This window comes from Gemmiger qucibialis, assembly GCF_027689445.1.
In the GTDB taxonomy this organism is placed as follows: domain Bacteria; phylum Bacillota; class Clostridia; order Oscillospirales; family Ruminococcaceae; genus Gemmiger; species Gemmiger qucibialis.
This window is the reverse complement of record NZ_JAQFEN010000002.1, coordinates 513,128-529,490: the sequence shown is the minus strand read 5'-3', so window position 1 is coordinate 529,490 and position 16,363 is coordinate 513,128. Positions and strand designations below refer to the sequence as shown.

Below are 16,363 nucleotides of genomic sequence, written 5' to 3'. Positions count from 1 at the left end.
CTTATGAACGAATTCCAGCTGAAATACGGCACCAACCCCAACCAGAAGCCTGCCCGCATTTTTATGGCAGACGGTTCTGATCTTCCCGTTACCATTTTGAATGGCAAGCCGGGCTACATCAACTTTCTGGATGCGTTCAACAGCTACCAGCTGGTGCGCGACCTGAAAAAAGCCCTGGGCCAGCCTGCTGCTGCCAGCTTTAAGCATGTTTCCCCCGCCGGTGCCGCCATTGGCCTGCCACTGGACGAAACGCTAAGAAAGATGTATCATATTAGTGCAGAGGCTGAGCTTTCTCCCCTGGCCTGCGCTTATGCCCGCGCCCGTGGTGCGGACCGCATGTCCAGCTTTGGTGACTGGATCGCCCTGTCTGATGTGTGCGACCTTGCCACCGCAAAGCTGATCCAGCACGAAGTTTCGGACGGCATCATTGCCCCCGGCTATGACGCCGACGCCCTGGAAGTGCTGAAATCCAAAAAGAAAGGCAACTACAACATCGTTGCCATTGATCCGGATTATATCCCCGCTCCGCTGGAGCGCCGCACCGTATTCGGTGTCACCTTTGAGCAGGGCCGCCAGGATCTGGAGATCAGCGTGGATACCATGCTGCAAAACTTTGTAACCGAGAACAAGACGGTGACCGATGCCCAGAAGCGCGATCTGATCATGAGCCTGATCGTGCTGAAATACACCCAGTCCAACTCCGTCTGCTATGTGCAGGACGGCCAGACCATCGGTGTGGGCGCAGGCCAGCAAAGCCGCATCCACTGCACCCGCCTGGCAGGCCAGAAAGCCGACAACTGGCAGCTGCGCCATATGCCCAAGGTTCTGGACCTGCCGTTCCGCGAGGATATCTCCAAGCCAAACCGCGATAACGCGATTGATGTTTACATCGGCGATACCCCGGAGGATGTGATTGGGGATGACGTTTGGGCCGAAACCTTTACTGTGCAGCCTGCCCCGTTGACTGCCGAGGAAAAGAAAGCCTGGCTGAGCAAGGTAACGAATGTTGCCCTGGGCAGTGATGCATTCTTCCCCTTTGGGGACAACATTGAGCGCGCCCGCCGCAGCGGTGTGACCGCCATTGTGCAGCCGGGCGGCTCCATCCGCGATGATCAGGTTATTGCCACCTGCAACAAGTACGGCATTGCCATGGCGTTCTGTGGTATCCGGCTGTTCCACCACTAAGCAAAAACGAAGTTTTTGCTAAATAATAAATAATAAAGAATAATTAAGAATGAAGGTGTGCCGCAAGCGGCACGGTTTTGGATATTAGAGTTCTAATATTTTTTAAGCGGTGCGCAGCAACGCGGTCCACCTTCATTATTCTTTATTCATTATTCTTTTTTCATTTCAAGCTAAGGAGTTTGCCATGAAAATTCTGGTTGTTGGCGGCGGCGGGCGTGAACACGCCATTATCCGCGCGCTGAAAAAAAGCCCCGACTGCGGCGATATCTGGTGTGCCCCTGGCAACGGCGGCATTGGTTACGATGCCACCTGCAAAAACATCCCTGCAACGGATGTAGACGCCATGGTCGCCTTTGCCAAGGCAGAAGCCTTTGATTATGTTGTTGTTGCACAGGACGATCCCCTTGCCCTTGGCATGGTGGATGCTTTGGCCAAGGTGGGCATCCCTGCTTTTGGCCCGGATGCCGCTGCCGCCCGCATTGAAGCCAGCAAGGTGTTCAGCAAGGACCTGATGAAAAAATACGGCATTCCCACCGCCGGCTATGAAACCTTTGACGACCCCGCCAAGGTGATGGATTACATCCGCAGCAAGGGCAAGTACCCGGTTGTTATCAAGGCGGATGGCCTGGCGCTGGGCAAAGGCGTGCTGATCTGCCAGAATGAGCAGGAAGCCGCCGATGGCGTAAAGGAAATCATGCTGGACAAAAAGTTCGGCGCTTCCGGCAACCATGTTGTGGTGGAAGAATTTTTGACCGGGCCGGAAGTCAGCGTGCTGTCCTTCTGTGATGGCAAAACCGTCAAGCCGATGGTTTCCAGCATGGACCACAAGCGCGCTTTGGACCATGACGAGGGCCTGAACACCGGCGGCATGGGCACCGTTGCCCCCAACCCCTGCTACACCCCCGCCATTGCTGCCGAGTGCATGGAGAAGATTTTCCTGCCTACGGTTGCCGCCATGCAGGCAGAGGGTTGCCCCTTTAAGGGCTGCCTGTACTTTGGCCTGATGCTGACCCCGGACGGTCCCAAGGTGATTGAATACAACTGCCGCTTTGGCGACCCCGAAACCCAGGTAGTATTGCCCCTGCTGGAAAGCGACCTGCTGACCGTGATGCAGGCCTGCACCAACGGCACGCTGGACAAGACCGAGGTCAAGTTCAGCGATGGCGCTGCCGCCTGTGTGGTGCTGGCTTCCGGCGGATACCCCGTTGCCTATGAAAAGGGCAAGGAGATCACCGGCCTGGAGAATGGCCAGGTGCCCGGTGCTGCCGATGTGACCGTGTACCATGCCGGTACCGCCATCAAGGATGGCAAGCTGGTTACCAACGGCGGCCGCGTGCTGGGTGTAACGGCAACCGCCGCCACCCTGCCCGAAGCCTTGAAAAAGGCTTACGCCGCTGCTGACTGCATCCATTTTGACAAACTGCACCGCCGCAGTGATATTGGTGCCCGTGCCCTTGCGGCAATGAAAGCACAGGAGGGTTAAACAAGAATGGTTTACCGCATTTATGTAGAAAAAAAGCCCGGCTTTGACGGCGAAGCTCAGGGCCTGAAGCATGAACTGGTTGAGCTGGTTGGCATTAAGGGCCTGAAAGCTCTGCGCCTGTTGAACCGCTATGATGTGGAAGGCATTGACCGCGACCTGTTTGAGAAAGCCATCCCCACCGTGTTCAGCGAACCGCCAGTCGATGTGACCTATACCGAGCTGCCCACCGCCAAGACGGTGTTTGCTGTGGAGTATCTGCCCGGCCAGTTTGACCAGCGTGCAGATTCTGCTTCCGAGTGTATCCAGCTGCTGAGCCAGGGCGAGCGTCCGTCTGTGCGCAGTGCCCGCATCTACCTGCTGGACGGCGAGCTGAGCGCAGAGGATCTGGAAGCCATCAAGAAGTACGTCATCAACCCGGTGGAAGCCCGCGAGGCCAGCCTGGACACCCGCGATACCCTGAAAATGGAATTTGCCGTGCCCACCGCTGTGGAAACCCTGAACGGCTTCTGCGCTTTGGATGACGCTGCGTTGGAGAATTTTCGCAATGAAAAGGGCCTGGCCATGGACCACGCCGACATTGTGTTCTGCCAGAACTACTTCAAATCTGAACAGCGCGACCCGACCATTACCGAAATCCGCCTGATCGATACCTACTGGTCTGACCACTGCCGTCACACCACCTTCGGCACCATCCTGAACGATGTCAAGATTGACGACGAAGTTGTGCAGGCTGCATTTGACCGTTACATGGCCCTGCGTGCCGAGACCGGCCGCGATAAAAAGAACCGTACCCTGATGGACCTGGCCACCATCGGTGCCAAGGCCCTGAAACAGCGCGGCATCCTGCAGAACCTGGACGAGAGCGAAGAGATCAATGCCTGCACCGTCAAAATCAAGTGCGATGTGGACGGCGAATTGCAGGATTGGCTGTTCCTCTTCAAGAACGAGACCCACAACCACCCCACCGAGATTGAGCCATTCGGCGGCGCTGCTACCTGCATCGGCGGTGCCATCCGTGACCCGCTGTCCGGCCGCAGCTATGTTTACCAGGCCATGCGCGTGACCGGCGCAGGCGACCCGCTCAAGCCGGTTGCCGAAACCATGCCCGGCAAGCTGCCCCAGCGCAAGCTGGTTACCACTGCTGCTGCCGGTTATTCCAGCTATGGCAACCAGATCGGCCTTGCCACCGGCCAGGTTGCTGAACTGTACCACCCCGGCTACGTGGCAAAGCGTATGGAGATCGGCGCTGTTGTGGGTGCTACCCCGGCCAGCCATGTCCGCCGCGAAGAGCCCCAGCCCGGCGATGTGATCATCCTGCTGGGCGGCCGCACCGGCCGTGACGGCATTGGCGGCGCTACCGGCTCCAGCAAGGCCCACAAGCTGACCAGCCTGGAAACCTGCGGTGCCGAGGTGCAGAAGGGCAACGCCCCCATTGAGCGTAAGCTGCAGCGCCTGTTTCGCCGCGAGGACGCCTGCTGCATGATCAAGCGCTGCAACGACTTTGGCGCAGGCGGCGTTTCCGTTGCCATCGGTGAGCTGGCCGACGGCCTGAACATTGACCTGAACAAAGTTACCAAGAAGTACGAGGGCCTGGACGGCACCGAGCTGGCTATCAGCGAAAGCCAGGAGCGCATGGCTGTTGCCGTTGCCGCTGAGGATGCCGAAAAGTTCATTGCCCTTGCCAATGAGGAAAACCTGGAAGCCACCGTGGTTGCTACCGTTACCGAGGAAAAGCGGATGCGCGAGAACTGGAACGGCGTTGCCATCGTGGACCTTTCCCGCGAGTTCCTGAACTCCAACGGTGCCGAGCGCCATGCCGATGTGCATGTTCTGCCCGGCACGGTATGGCAGCCCCAGTGGGCCGGTTCCACCTTTGCCGAAAAGCTGGAAAACCTGGTTGGCGACCTGAACGTTTGCAGCCAGAAAGGCCTGGGCGAGCGGTTTGACTCCACCATCGGCGCTTCCACCGTGCTGATGCCTTACGGCGGTAAATACCAGCTGACCCCCACCATGGCCATGGCTGCCAAACTGCCGGTGGATGGCGAAACCACCACCTGCTCCGGCATGGCCTGGGGCTTTAACCCCTATCTGACTGAAGCGGACCCCTACCGCGGCGCTTACATGGCCGTTGTGGAAAGCGTGACCAAACTGGTTTGCGCCGGTTTCCGCCACAAGGATATGTACCTGACTTTCCAGGAATATTTTGAGCACCTGAACACTGCCCCCGAACGCTGGGGCAAGCCGCTGGCCGCCCTGCTTGGCGCGCTGGATGCCCAGATGGGCCTTGGCATTGCTTCCATCGGCGGCAAGGACAGTATGTCCGGCAGCTTTGAAGGCCTGGATGTTCCCCCCACGCTGGTCAGCTTTGCCACCGCCATTGGCAACACCGCCAACGTCATGAGCCCTGAGTTCAAGAAAGCCAACAGCTCTGTTGTCATCCTGAAGCCGCAGTACAAGGACGGCATGCCGGAGATCGGCAGCCTGCTTTCCATCTACAAGATCGTGGAGCAGATGATCGACGAAGGCAAGGTGCTGGCCGCAGCAACGCCGGGTTACGGCGGCGTTGCCGAAGCACTGTTCAAGATGTGCGTCGGCAACCACGTGGGCCTGTCCCTGAGCCGCGATATCAACCTGGACGACCTGTTCAAGCCCTGCTATGGCGCAGTTATTCTGGAGCTTCTGGATGCTTCTGCCGGTGAATTCCTCGGTTCCACCACCGTGGATTACGTCATCAACGTCAACGGCGAAAACATCGACCTGCAGCACCTGCAGGATGTATGGGAAGCAAAGCTGCAGCCTGTCTTCCCCTACCTCAAGGCTGGCGAGGAAGTTAAATCCCTGGAATACAAGGTCAACTGCTTCCAGCGCGTTGCCCCGGCTGTGCGCCTGGCCACCCCGCGCGTTATCATCCCTGTGTTCCCCGGCACCAACTGTGAATACGACACTGCACGCGCATTCCGCCGCGCCGGTGGCGACCCGCACATTCTGGTGTTGAAGAACCTGACCCCCGCCGACGTTGCCGCCAGCTGCGAAGCCCTGGTGAAAGAGCTTGACCAGAGCCAGATTCTGATGCTGCCGGGCGGTTTTTCCGGCGGCGATGAGCCGGACGGCTCCGCCAAGTTCATTGCGGCGTTCTTCCGCAACCCCGCTGTGGCCGATGCCGTCAACCGTCTGCTGAACCAGCGTGACGGCCTGGCACTTGGCATCTGCAACGGCTTCCAGGCATTGATTAAGCTGGGCCTTGTGCCTTATGGCGAGATCCGCCCGATTACCGAGAACGACCCGACCCTAACCTTTAACACCATCCACCGCCACCAGAGCATGCTGGTGCGCACCCGCGTAGCTTCCAACAAGAGCCCCTGGCTGAGCGAATGCAATGTGGATGATGAACACCTGATCGCCATCAGCCACGGCGAAGGCCGCTTTGTCTGCAATGACGGCCTGCTGCAGCAGCTGATCAACAACGGCCAGGTTGCCACCCAGTATGTTGACCTGAACTGCGTGCCCACCATGGATATGCGCTACAACCCCAACGGGTCTGTGCTGGCCATTGAGGGCATTACCAGCCCGGATGGCCGCGTGTTCGGCAAGATGGGCCATTCTGAGCGCAGCGGCGACAGCCTGTACAAAAATGTTACCGGCGACAAGTACCAGCCGATTTTTGAAGGCGGCGTGAACTACTTCAAACTGTAAGACATGCTGTAAGAAAGGAAACCCGACCAATGGCACATGATCGTTATATTTCTCCGTTTTCCACCCGTTATGCTTCCGATGAGATGCAGTATACTTTCTCGGACGATAACAAGTTCCGCACCTGGCGCAGGCTGTGGATTGCGCTAGCCAAGGCTGAGCAGAAGCAGGGCCTGGACATTACCGATGAACAGATTGCCGAGCTGGAAGCCCACAAGGATGACATCAATTACGAGGAAGCCACTGCCCGCGAAAAGCTGGTGCGCCACGATGTCATGAGCCATGTTTACGCTTACGGCCTGCAGTGCCCCAAGGCAAAGGGTATCATCCACCTGGGTGCTACCAGCTGCTATGTTGGCGATAACACCGATGTTATCATCATGCGCGAAGGCCTGCAGCTGGTGCGCAAAAAGCTGATCGGCGTGCTGGCCAACCTGGCCGATTTTGCCGAGCAGTACAAGGATATGCCCTGCCTGGCTTACACCCACTGCCAGCCCGCCCAGCTGACCACCGTTGGCAAGCGCGCTACCCTGTGGATGAACGAGTTCTACATGGACCTGCAGGAGATTGACCATCAGATCAGCCAGCTGGCCCTGCGCGGCGTTAAGGGTACCACCGGCACCCAGGCCAGCTTTATTGAGCTGTTCAACGGCGATTCTGCCAAGGTCAAGGCAGTGGAAGCCGATGTGTGCGCCCAGATGGGCTTTGACAAGGTTGTGCCCGTCTGCGGCCAGACTTACAGCCGCAAGGTGGACTACAATGTGCTTTCCGCCATTGCCGGTCTTGCCCAGAGCGCCATGAAGATGGCCACCGACATCCGCCTGCTGGCCAACTTTAAGGAGATGGAGGAGCCGTTTGAAAAGAACCAGATCGGTTCTTCCGCCATGCCGTACAAGCGCAACCCCATGCGCTGCGAACGCATCTGCGCGCTTTCCCGCTACCTGATGGTGGATGTGCTGAACCCCGCCATTACCGCCGGCACCCAGTGGTTTGAGCGCACGCTGGACGATTCCGCCAACAAGCGCATCGCCATGGCTGAGGGCTTTTTGGCCGCTGATGCCATCCTGAACATTCTGCTGAATGTTTCGGACGGGCTGGTGGTTTACCCCAAGGTTGTCCGTAGCCGCGTGATGGCTGAGCTGCCGTTCATGGCCAGCGAGAACATCATGATGAAAGCCGTCAAGAAAGGCGGCGACCGCCAGGAGCTGCACGAGCGCCTGCGCGAGCACGCCGTGGCCGCTGCCGCTGTGGTCAAGCAGGAGGGCAAGCCCAATGATATGATTGCCCGCGTGGAAGCTGACCCTGCATTCGGTCTGACCCGCGAGGAGATCGAGGCCGAGCTGAGCCCTGAAGATTTCACCGGCCGCGCCCCGCAGCAGGTGGAAGAGTTCCTTGCCGAAGTTATCCGTCCCGTGCTGGACGCCAACAAAGAGGATCTTGGCCAGCATGTGGAGCTGAATGTTTGATTTATTTGGGCTTGAGGAATTATAAGATTACGATAGCATCATGATTGGATGAATAAGCGAAAGGCTGCTTCTTCGGTTGAAGGAGCAGCCTTTTTGAGTTTTAGGGGGATTATATTCCATCATACATCTAAGGCAACACCGCACAATTCCCGCCTTGCGGCTTAAGCACCGCTCCGGCAGCTGCGGCACGGCATCTGCGTTGCCAAAATGCTCGATAAGACATCCAGTATAACAAGTCGAAAATGACACAAATCTCACAGTATGAGCTTGTGCTCCATAAGGACGATAACTGGAAGATTGTAGGATGAATATTACAGCAGAATAGTATAGTGTTTTATTGCTTTATCTATACTGTTCTGCGTTTCATTATGATATAGTATGAATTAAGAAATATACCAATCAGTGTTTGTAGAATTTGTAAATTCCTATTTTGCTTTTGATGACTAAAATGCAAATTGTTACCGTTGCGTCTGTTTTCACAAGCGTTGCGTGACATAAAAAGAATTCTATTTTATTATTTTAGTATCAAAAATAAAGGAGGTTCTTTTTATGCTGAAGGAATTAAGGAAAAACAAAATGAGTGTTGTTGTAACTGGGATTTTATTTGGTGTTATGGGGGTGTTAATTATTCCTATAATAGCGGGAATTGTAAAAATATTAGGTACATTATCCCAAAAGTATCCTAGAATATACAAATATAGTATGATTGCTTTTATCATTATGTTATTGGCAATCAGCCTATTTTATTTAGTTATTAAACATCAGATTATTTTTCTTGCAATAGTAACTTATTTAGCAATGAAATTATGCGATGTTATATATAAAAGAAGATAATAAATGGAGTACAACTATGGAAATATCAGATTTGATTAAATCAGCCAGAATTGAAAAGGGATTAACCCAACAACAACTGGCTGATGCAGTCTTTGTTACGCGACAGACAATTTCGAAATGGGAATTGGGAAAAAGTGTTCCTGATCAAGCCTCTCTAGTATTGCTATACCAGTGTTTGGATATCAATGATAATGAGAAGAAACAATTATCAAAGCTTATTTTTAATAAACAAAATATTATATTAGTTTTGATAGCAATTTTATTTTCTCCTATTGTTATTGGTGTACGTTTTATCTGTTGTAAAATTGATAAGATTGAAAACCGAAAAATTAAAGCGATAATCAAGACCATTAGCTTTGTTGTATTCTCATTATATCTAATATCTTTAAAAGAAAATGTGGCATATTTGTTAATTGGTATATTTTCTATAGGGTATTTGTTATATCAATTCTATTTGAGTAGTTTGGAAAAAACTAATGCGTCATACACACAAAAATATAAAGAATAGATTTTAAAAATCTATTATCGTAAAAGGTGGTGCTTCTATGAGTAATCAATCATGGGTGTTATGTCCTATTTGTAATAACAAGACACGAACCAAAATACGGGGCGATACAGAATTGATAAATTTCCCGTTATTCTGTCCGAAGTGCAAGCAGGAAACTTTAATCAATGCTTCAAATCTCCCCCGCCGCCACATCGCCGGATTCTATGCATTGGGCAAGAGCGGTCTCATAGGGGATATCCCGCTGGATCATGGTCACATTATAGGTGGCAAAATGGTAGCCGTTTGCTTCGCAGGCGGCTTTTATTTTTTGCAGGGCGGGCTGGAAATCCGCGCGCTGGGGCTGCGATGTGGTTTCAATCGTGACCCACAGTTTGGCCGGTATATGCTGCAAAATGTCTTTTTCAAACGGGGCGTCCAATGGCAGCCACTGCTGGTATTCCATGCCCAGATCAAAGGCATTTTTCCCTGATTCATACGGCAGAATCACCATCACGCACTGCTCCGCTTCATCGTAGGGAATGTCGTATTCCGACAAAGCATCAACCAGGACCGGTGCCACCTCATCCTGCGCCTCCAGCTCCATGCGATTAGATGTATTAAGCCGCGCATCTATGTACTGGGTGTGGTCGATCGTATAGATATCACTGGTAAAAAGCCAAAAGTGCGTTTCCACATAAAACCAGGTATCCTTGCTTTGCTGGGACTGCACTCTGGTTGTATAGCAGAATCCCCGCATCGAACCCGCGCCTTCCGCCGTAAAGGTCTGGTCCGGGTAAAGTTTTTCCGCAAACTGTATGGCCCGGTGCATGGCCCAGCGCTCGCTGATAGGGTCGCCGTTGATGCAGTCAAAGGCCAGCAGCACCAAAGCAATCAGCACCGCCGCCAGAATGCCTGCCATCTTCCGCTTACTTTTCACTTTCATGTTTTTTCTCTCCTTTCCCGCTGGCATAGTTCAGCAGCCAGCCAATCAGGCAGCCAACTCCGCACAGCCCCAGCATAAAAACGCTGTACACAATTAGGGTGACCGGGTACTCCATCAGGGTGGCCCCATACTGCCAATAACGCACGAAGGTCCGCAGCAGCGCGCAAAGGGCAATGCCCTCCCCCACTGCCATCAGCAGCTTCCACATCTGGGGGTCCTGATACACGGCCGCAGCACACACAAACGGGAAAATCAGGATGATCCAGTTGGAATGTTCGCCGTAACTTGTCAGCACCCCAAAGCCCATGCCCAGCGCGGCAAACATCAACAGGCCGGTATTGTATTTATGGCGGATCTTTTGCAGCAGGCGGGCATCATCGGGTGCAGGCAGGTTTTGGGGCAGGGCCTGCCCGCCGCCCGCCTGCCACAGGGTGCGGCATTCCGGGCAGGTTTGCAGGTGGGCTTTTACCAGCGCTTCACTTTCCGGGCTGGCAACGCCATCCTGGACCAGCGGGATCAAATCCCGGCAGACCGCGCAGGGAATTTCGGTTTCTGCTTTTCCCTGTTCTGCTTGCCGGTTTGTTTTTTTTTCTTGCGTCATTCGTCGTATCCCTCCTTTTGCAGGGTTGCTTTCAGCCAGGCGCGGGTACGGTGCTCCACCACCCGCGCGGATGCTTCGGTTATTTGCAGTTTTTGGGCAATTTCCTGGTACGAATACCCCTGCGCCCGCAGGTATACCACGCTGCGGGTGCGCTCGTCCTTTTGCTGCAGCAAAGCCTGCACGCGGCGCAGCTTTTGGCGGGCGGCGGTGGTTTCGGTCAGGGCATCATCGGTTATGTAGCGTTCCATCAAATCGTCCAGGCTGACGGACTGGTGCCGCCTGCGCAGGCTTTCCAGCCAGATATTGCGTGCAATGCCAAACAGCCAGGTTTTTACCTCGCACTCTCCACGGAAAGTGGGCAGCCGCTTGATGACCCGCACAAAGGTTTCACTCAACAGGTCTTCCGCCTGCACAGGGTCGTGGGTCAAAAAGCAGAGGTAGCGGTACAGATCCATCCGGTAGCGCCGGTACAGTTCCTCCAGCTCCGGCAGTTTCATGCTTTGGCCCACCTCCTTTCGCTTTGTTCAGGCGCCTTACATGATATTGGTGGCCGCGGCTGCCGTTTTGTTACAGGCAGCGATAAAAAAAGTCCTGCCGCACCGCTTGGAAACGGCATCGGCAGGATCGGTTGTTCTTTTATTCCTGGCTTTGGGTGTCATCCTGGGGCGCATCGGCAGTCAGGTCTGCACCATCTGCTGCTGCATCGGCGGCAGCATCCGTGGTATCCTCTGCCGGGGGTTCCGGGGTCGGCTCCGGGGTGGCCACAGGGTTTTCCGCCGGCAAAAAGCGCGGCTGAATGGTGCCGTCCGTCTGCTGGTCCGAAACATCCAGCGTACCGCGGTCACTGCTTGCCAGGCCATCGCCACCGGTATCCAGAATGATATAGGCGGCAAACCGGATCTTGTAATCCAGATTGTTTGCCGTGCCCAGCTGAACCGACACACGGCCCTGATACAAAAAGCTCAGCTCGGTCATGTTCTGCATGGTCAGCACCGTGGTGCCATCCAGCAGGCCATACTGGTCCAGTTCGCCCAGCAGTTCGTTCAGCACCTCGTTGGGGGTCTCCTGTGCCGTATCGGCTTCGTCTGCATTTTCCGGCGTTGCGGTGCCGCTTGGCATGGCCGTTGCCAGGGCGGTCGGCTCGCTGGGGGCATCCAGTGTCAGGAAGCTGCCCGGCGTGGTGGCCGCGCCCTCTGGCAGCAGGGCATCCAGCTGCACCAGATTATCCGGCTCTGCTGGCTCCACACGCAGCACTTTCAGCTGTTCGCTCAGCACCAGCCAGCTGCCGGAATACTCCATCTTAAAGCGTTCCACCGCAGGCTGCACCCGGATGATCACGGTGCCGGGGGCCTGGCGGGTGACGACTGCCACATCCAGGTACGGCATCTGCGCCAACAGCTGGTCAGATTTTTCTTTGGTGGAAAAACCGTACAGGTTATCCCCCACCTGAATGCCGGTTGCATCGATCATCTGTTGTTCGGTATAAATGCCGGTATTGGCGGGGGTGGTGCGGTCCGCATTTTCCACCCGGAAATCCGTCACCTTGAACAACAGGTTGATGGAAAGCACAATGCCGACCACCAGCACTGCCAAAACGCACAGCACCCCGATGATGGCCTTGCGGCGGCGGATTCGCAGCTGTTCCGCGCGGGTAACGCGGCGCTGCACCTGTGGCGCGCTGGAACGGTACCCCGGCTTTTGGGGGTTCTGTTGGGGGCGGGGGCGCTTTTGCTGCTGTTTGGGCGGCTGGCGTTCGGGCTGTTTTGCGGGACGCTGGCCGCTGCCCTTTGGCCGCTGCTGGCTGCCCGCCGGGCGGCTGCTGCGCTGCGGCGGGGCGCTTTTGGTGTTGCGATGGCTGGGCTGACCCTTGCGGGGAGGTACACTTTTTTTCTGGTTTCGGCTGCGCTGATTGCGGTCCATGGGGTGTACCTCCTTTCTGTGTTTCAGCTTTTATTTGCTGCCGGTTTGTTCCGGCAGGTTACTTTCCGTTCACCAGTTCCAGCAGCTTTGCGGTGATCAGTTCCAGGCTCTTGGGGTTGCCCAGGGTCTTGGCGGCGGTGCCCATGGCCGTCAGTTTGCCGGGCTCTGCCAACAAGGCATGCACGGTTTCGATCAGCTTGATACCGGTCAGGTCTTTTTCTTCAATCACAATGGCGGCACCGGCGTTTTGCAGCTCCAGTGCATTGTAATACTGGTGGTTTTCGGCCACATTGGGGCTAGGGATCAGGATGGACGCGCGGCCCATGGCTTCCAGCTCCGCCAGCGTCAGCGCACCGGAGCGGGAAATAACAAGGTCCGCCGCGGCCAGCAGATCCGGCATATTATCAATGTATTCTTTTACCACAAGGTTGGCACCGGGGGCAAAGTGGTTCTTGGCTTCCAGGTCCTCAAACAGCTTTACGCCGCGGCTGCCGGTGGCGTGCAGGTGCAGCACGGGCAGATCGTTTGCCTGCTCCCACGCGCACAGCTCTGCCACAACCTCGTTGATACGGCGGGCCCCCAAAGAGCCGCCGAAGCTCAAAATCACGGTGCGGTCCCCCGCGTGCACAGCAGCACGGGCGGCGGCGCGGTCACGGTTCAAAATTTCCGGGCGGACAGGGTTGCCAACCACAAGGGTCTTCTCCGGCGCGCCAAGCTTTTCCACCGCAGCGGCGGAAGCGGCAAACACCACGTCCACATCCTTGGCCAGCAGCTTGTTGGTCACACCGGGGAATGCGTTCTGCTCATGGATGGCGGTCTTGATGCCCTTTTTGGCGGCGGCGCGCACCACCGGGCCGCTGACATAACCGCCGCAGCCGATGACCAGATCGGGCCGGACCTCTTTCAGGATAGCCGCCGTGCGCGGGCCGGACAGGGCCAGGTGGTAGAGCGCTACCACGTTGCGGCCCACGTTCTTCAGGGTTGGCTTGCGCTGGAAACCGTTGATCTCAATATGGTGGAACGGGTACCCTGCCTTGGTTACAAGGCCGTACTCCATGCCCTCTTTCCGCCCGGCAAAGTGGATCTCGGCCGCGGGGTCCGCCGCCTTTAAGGCTCCGGCAATGGCAAGCGCCGGGTTGATATGGCCGGCTGTGCCGCCGGCAGCAATCAAAACACGCATAATGGTTCCTCTTTTCTCCGTAAAATCGAACGTTTATGTTATGGCAATACCGCATAATTCTAAGTGCCGATACGGCGAGCGAGGTGCGGCAGCTGCTAAGCCAAAAGCGCAGATAATACTTTGTGTATTATCGAGTATTTTGGCAACGCAGATGCCGTGCCGCAGCCGCCGGAGCGGTGCTTAAGCCGTAAGGCGGGAATTGTGCGGTATTGCCTTATATCTAAAACCAAAGAGAACAATGCTTTCCGCAGGCATGCGGGAATTCTCAGTTGCTGTGCAGGGCTTTGTGGGTGCGGCGCTGCGGGTTCATCCGGCGGGCAAGTTCTTCATGCGAGCGCTTGCTGCGCGCAGCGTTTTGCGCGTTGCCCGCCCGCGATATGCTTAGTATAATGCCCATCTCACACAATAGAATCAGCAAGCTGGTACCACCGGAGGAAAAAAACGGCAGGCTGATGCCGGTATTTGGGGCCACATTGGTGACCACCGCAATGTGGATCATGGTCTGCCAGGCAATTTGCGACATAATGCCAATACCCAGCATCGTACCAAAATAATCCGGCGAGTTCAGGGCGATGATAACGCCCTGAATGATCAGTGCGGCAAAAAGGCCCATACAGATCACCGCACCGATAAAGCCCAGCTCTTCGCACAGAACGGAAAAGATAAAATCGTTGCTGGCTTCCGGCAGCCAGAGGTGCTTTTGGCGGCTGTTGCCAATGCCCAGGCCGGTCAGCCCGCCGGACGCAATGGAATACAGGCTCTGCTGGGTCTGGTACAAAATATCGCCCTCGTCACCGTTCCATGCGCCGAGGCGCTGCTGAACATAGTTATTCTGTCCGGTCAGCATTTTGTAAATCACAAACGCAGCCGCGCCTGCCGCCGGGATGCACCAGAACCGGCCCACACCGCCACACAAAATCATACTGCCCGCAATCAGCAGGATCAGCATGATAGCAGAGTTATGGGGTTCTTTGTACAGCAGAACCACCACCGGCAGCAGCGGCAGCACGGGCAGCACAATGCCGTAAAGCAGTGTTCCCCGTTTTTCATAATGCCGGTCCGCAAAGCAGGCAAGACCCAAAATAGCCGAAAACTTTGCCAGCTCCGAAGGCTGCAGGGTTGTGCCAAACATATACACCCAGCGGTAACAGCCGTTGTACGGCTCACTGAACAGGGCCCACACCAAAAGCAGCAGCGTTAAAATGTATAAGTACCAGTTCATGTGGCGCAGGCTGCGGTAGTTGATGTTGGAAATCAGATACATCAGCACCAGCCCCACCACCGCCAGAATTACCTGCGGGCGGATAAAGTGGTAAATATCCCCCTTGAAGCGGTAATACCCGGTGGAGTAACTGGCGGAGAACAGCATGATCAGCCCGTAAGTCAACACAAGGATCAGCGTGCCAACAAGGCCATAGGAAAGTTTGCCGCGTTCCTCTTTTTTGAACGCGATTTCCTTAAAAAACCTGCCAATGTTGCCAAAGGCCAAATCGAAAAGCTGGGCAAGCGTCATTTGCGGCACAGCCCCCTTTCTGATATTTTATGCCATGTAAACGTACATCAGGCCCAGCACCACGCCGATAATGGCGATCAGGCTGAAGAAAAAGTCGATCTTGACTTCTTTCCAGCCGCGCATCTCGAATGCGTGGTGGATCGGTGTCATGCGGAAAATGCGCTTGCCGTGGGTCAGCTTGAAGTAAACGCGCTGGATCACAACGGTCATGGCGTCCCAGATATACACAATGCCAAAGAAGAACACCAGCTCCGGCCGGCCCATGATAAAGGCAAGGGCCGTTACCATACCGCCCAGGAACATGCTGCCGGTATCGCCCATGAACACTTTGGCCGGGTAGAAGTTCCACACCAGGAAGCCCGCTGCCGCAGCAGCCGTTGCCGCCGCCAGAACGGCCACATGATAAAAGCTGAGCATGCTGGCAGCCAGCAGGTAGCCCAGCATGGAAACAAAGGTCACACAGGAGCACAGGCCGTCCAGACCATCCGTCAGGTTGACGGCATTGACCAAAAAGATGATGCCGAAGAACGCAATGGGGTAATACACCCAGCCCAGATCTACCGCACCGATAAAGGGCAGCATAATGATGGTGGTCAGCAGGCCCTGCATGTGCAGCCCCACCAGGAAGCCGCCGGTAACAATGAACTGCATGATAAGCTTTTGCCAGGCAAGCAGGCCCAGGTTGCGGTGCTTGACGACCTTGATATAGTCATCCAGAAAACCGATAAAGCCGGAACCAAACGCCAGGAACAGCGCCAGCAAGGCGGCGCGCACCTGCACAATGCCCAAAAGGTCCTGTGCATAGCGGTAGAACCCGGCATACACCAGGCCGCAGGCCACCAGAATGCCAAAGATGAAGCACAGGCCGCCCATGGTGGGTGTGCCCTGTTTTTTGTTATGCCAGGTCGGGCCGGATTCCCGGATGGTCTGGCCGAAGTGCAGCTTGTGCAGTGCCGGAATTACAAAACAGCCTGAAAGTGCCGTAACGGCAAACGCACCGATTGCCGCGGCAACCAGCATCCAAGAAACGATCATTCCCATGTGATATTCCCCCAAAATAT

13 protein-coding genes and 1 pseudogene are annotated in these 16,363 nt (G+C 55.5%); 7 read left to right on the top strand and 7 right to left on the bottom strand.

Going from position 1 to position 16,363, the window contains the following annotated elements; translation table 11 throughout:
• Positions 1-3 precede the first annotated feature (3 nt).
• The 7 genes and pseudogenes from PG062_RS06240 to PG062_RS06210 all read left to right on the top strand — a co-directional run.
• The gene (locus PG062_RS06240; protein ID WP_113999748.1) at positions 4-1,185 is read left to right on the top strand and encodes a phosphoribosylaminoimidazolecarboxamide formyltransferase; all 1,182 of its coding nucleotides are present in this window, start codon (positions 4-6) and stop codon (positions 1,183-1,185) included.
• A 184-nt stretch (positions 1,186-1,369) separates the two neighbouring features.
• Positions 1,370-2,668, top strand: coding sequence for a phosphoribosylamine--glycine ligase (purD, locus tag PG062_RS06235; RefSeq protein ID WP_113999749.1), 1,299 nt, complete (start codon positions 1,370-1,372; stop codon positions 2,666-2,668).
• Between the two features lie 6 nt (positions 2,669-2,674).
• Positions 2,675-6,361 (top strand): phosphoribosylformylglycinamidine synthase, encoded by a 3,687-nt coding sequence (locus tag PG062_RS06230; protein WP_270751613.1) that lies wholly within the window; start codon positions 2,675-2,677, stop codon positions 6,359-6,361.
• Between the two features lie 29 nt (positions 6,362-6,390).
• Complete coding sequence (gene purB, locus PG062_RS06225) at positions 6,391-7,824, top strand: adenylosuccinate lyase (RefSeq protein WP_270751611.1); 1,434 nt, start codon at positions 6,391-6,393, stop codon at positions 7,822-7,824.
• 549 nt (positions 7,825-8,373) lie between these two features.
• The gene (locus tag PG062_RS06220) at positions 8,374-8,658 is read left to right on the top strand and encodes a hypothetical protein (RefSeq protein ID WP_195380173.1); all 285 of its coding nucleotides are present in this window, start codon (positions 8,374-8,376) and stop codon (positions 8,656-8,658) included.
• A 16-nt stretch (positions 8,659-8,674) separates the two neighbouring features.
• The gene (locus PG062_RS06215; protein ID WP_195380174.1) at positions 8,675-9,166 is read left to right on the top strand and encodes a helix-turn-helix domain-containing protein; all 492 of its coding nucleotides are present in this window, start codon (positions 8,675-8,677) and stop codon (positions 9,164-9,166) included.
• Between the two features lie 37 nt (positions 9,167-9,203).
• Positions 9,204-9,344, top strand: a pseudogene (locus PG062_RS06210) (cysteine-rich KTR domain-containing protein); the annotation flags it as partial.
• Here PG062_RS06210 and PG062_RS15985 read toward each other — a convergent pair.
• The 7 genes from PG062_RS15985 to mraY all read right to left on the bottom strand — a co-directional run bounded on the left by PG062_RS15985 (position 9,336) and on the right by mraY (position 16,343).
• Complete coding sequence (locus PG062_RS15985) at positions 9,336-9,656, bottom strand: hypothetical protein (protein ID WP_514130911.1); 321 nt, start codon at positions 9,654-9,656, stop codon at positions 9,336-9,338. The pseudogene PG062_RS06210 and the gene PG062_RS15985 sit on opposite strands and share 9 nt — an antisense overlap.
• A 415-nt stretch (positions 9,657-10,071) precedes the next feature.
• On the bottom strand, positions 10,072-10,689 hold the full coding sequence (locus PG062_RS06200) for a zf-HC2 domain-containing protein (protein ID WP_270751610.1): 618 nt from the start codon (positions 10,687-10,689) through the stop codon (positions 10,072-10,074).
• Positions 10,686-11,186 carry an RNA polymerase sigma factor gene (locus tag PG062_RS06195; protein ID WP_270751609.1) on the bottom strand — a complete coding sequence of 167 codons (501 nt, stop codon included), beginning with the start codon at positions 11,184-11,186 and terminating at the stop codon, positions 10,686-10,688. The genes PG062_RS06200 and PG062_RS06195 overlap by 4 nt, the downstream gene beginning before the upstream one ends.
• Before the next feature lie 139 nt (positions 11,187-11,325).
• Positions 11,326-12,609, bottom strand: a complete 1,284-nt coding sequence (locus PG062_RS06190; protein WP_270751608.1) for an FtsQ-type POTRA domain-containing protein — start codon at positions 12,607-12,609, stop codon at positions 11,326-11,328.
• Positions 12,610-12,667: 58 nt separating this feature from the next.
• Positions 12,668-13,789: an undecaprenyldiphospho-muramoylpentapeptide beta-N-acetylglucosaminyltransferase gene (gene murG, locus PG062_RS06185; RefSeq protein WP_270751607.1), complete on the bottom strand. Its 1,122-nt coding sequence runs from the start codon at positions 13,787-13,789 to the stop codon at positions 12,668-12,670.
• 265 nt (positions 13,790-14,054) lie between these two features.
• On the bottom strand, positions 14,055-15,302 hold the full coding sequence (locus tag PG062_RS06180) for an FtsW/RodA/SpoVE family cell cycle protein (RefSeq protein WP_270751606.1): 1,248 nt from the start codon (positions 15,300-15,302) through the stop codon (positions 14,055-14,057).
• A 27-nt stretch (positions 15,303-15,329) separates the two neighbouring features.
• Positions 15,330-16,343 carry a phospho-N-acetylmuramoyl-pentapeptide-transferase gene (gene mraY, locus PG062_RS06175; protein WP_113999758.1) on the bottom strand — a complete coding sequence of 338 codons (1,014 nt, stop codon included), beginning with the start codon at positions 16,341-16,343 and terminating at the stop codon, positions 15,330-15,332.
• Between the last annotated feature and the right edge of the window lie 20 nt (positions 16,344-16,363).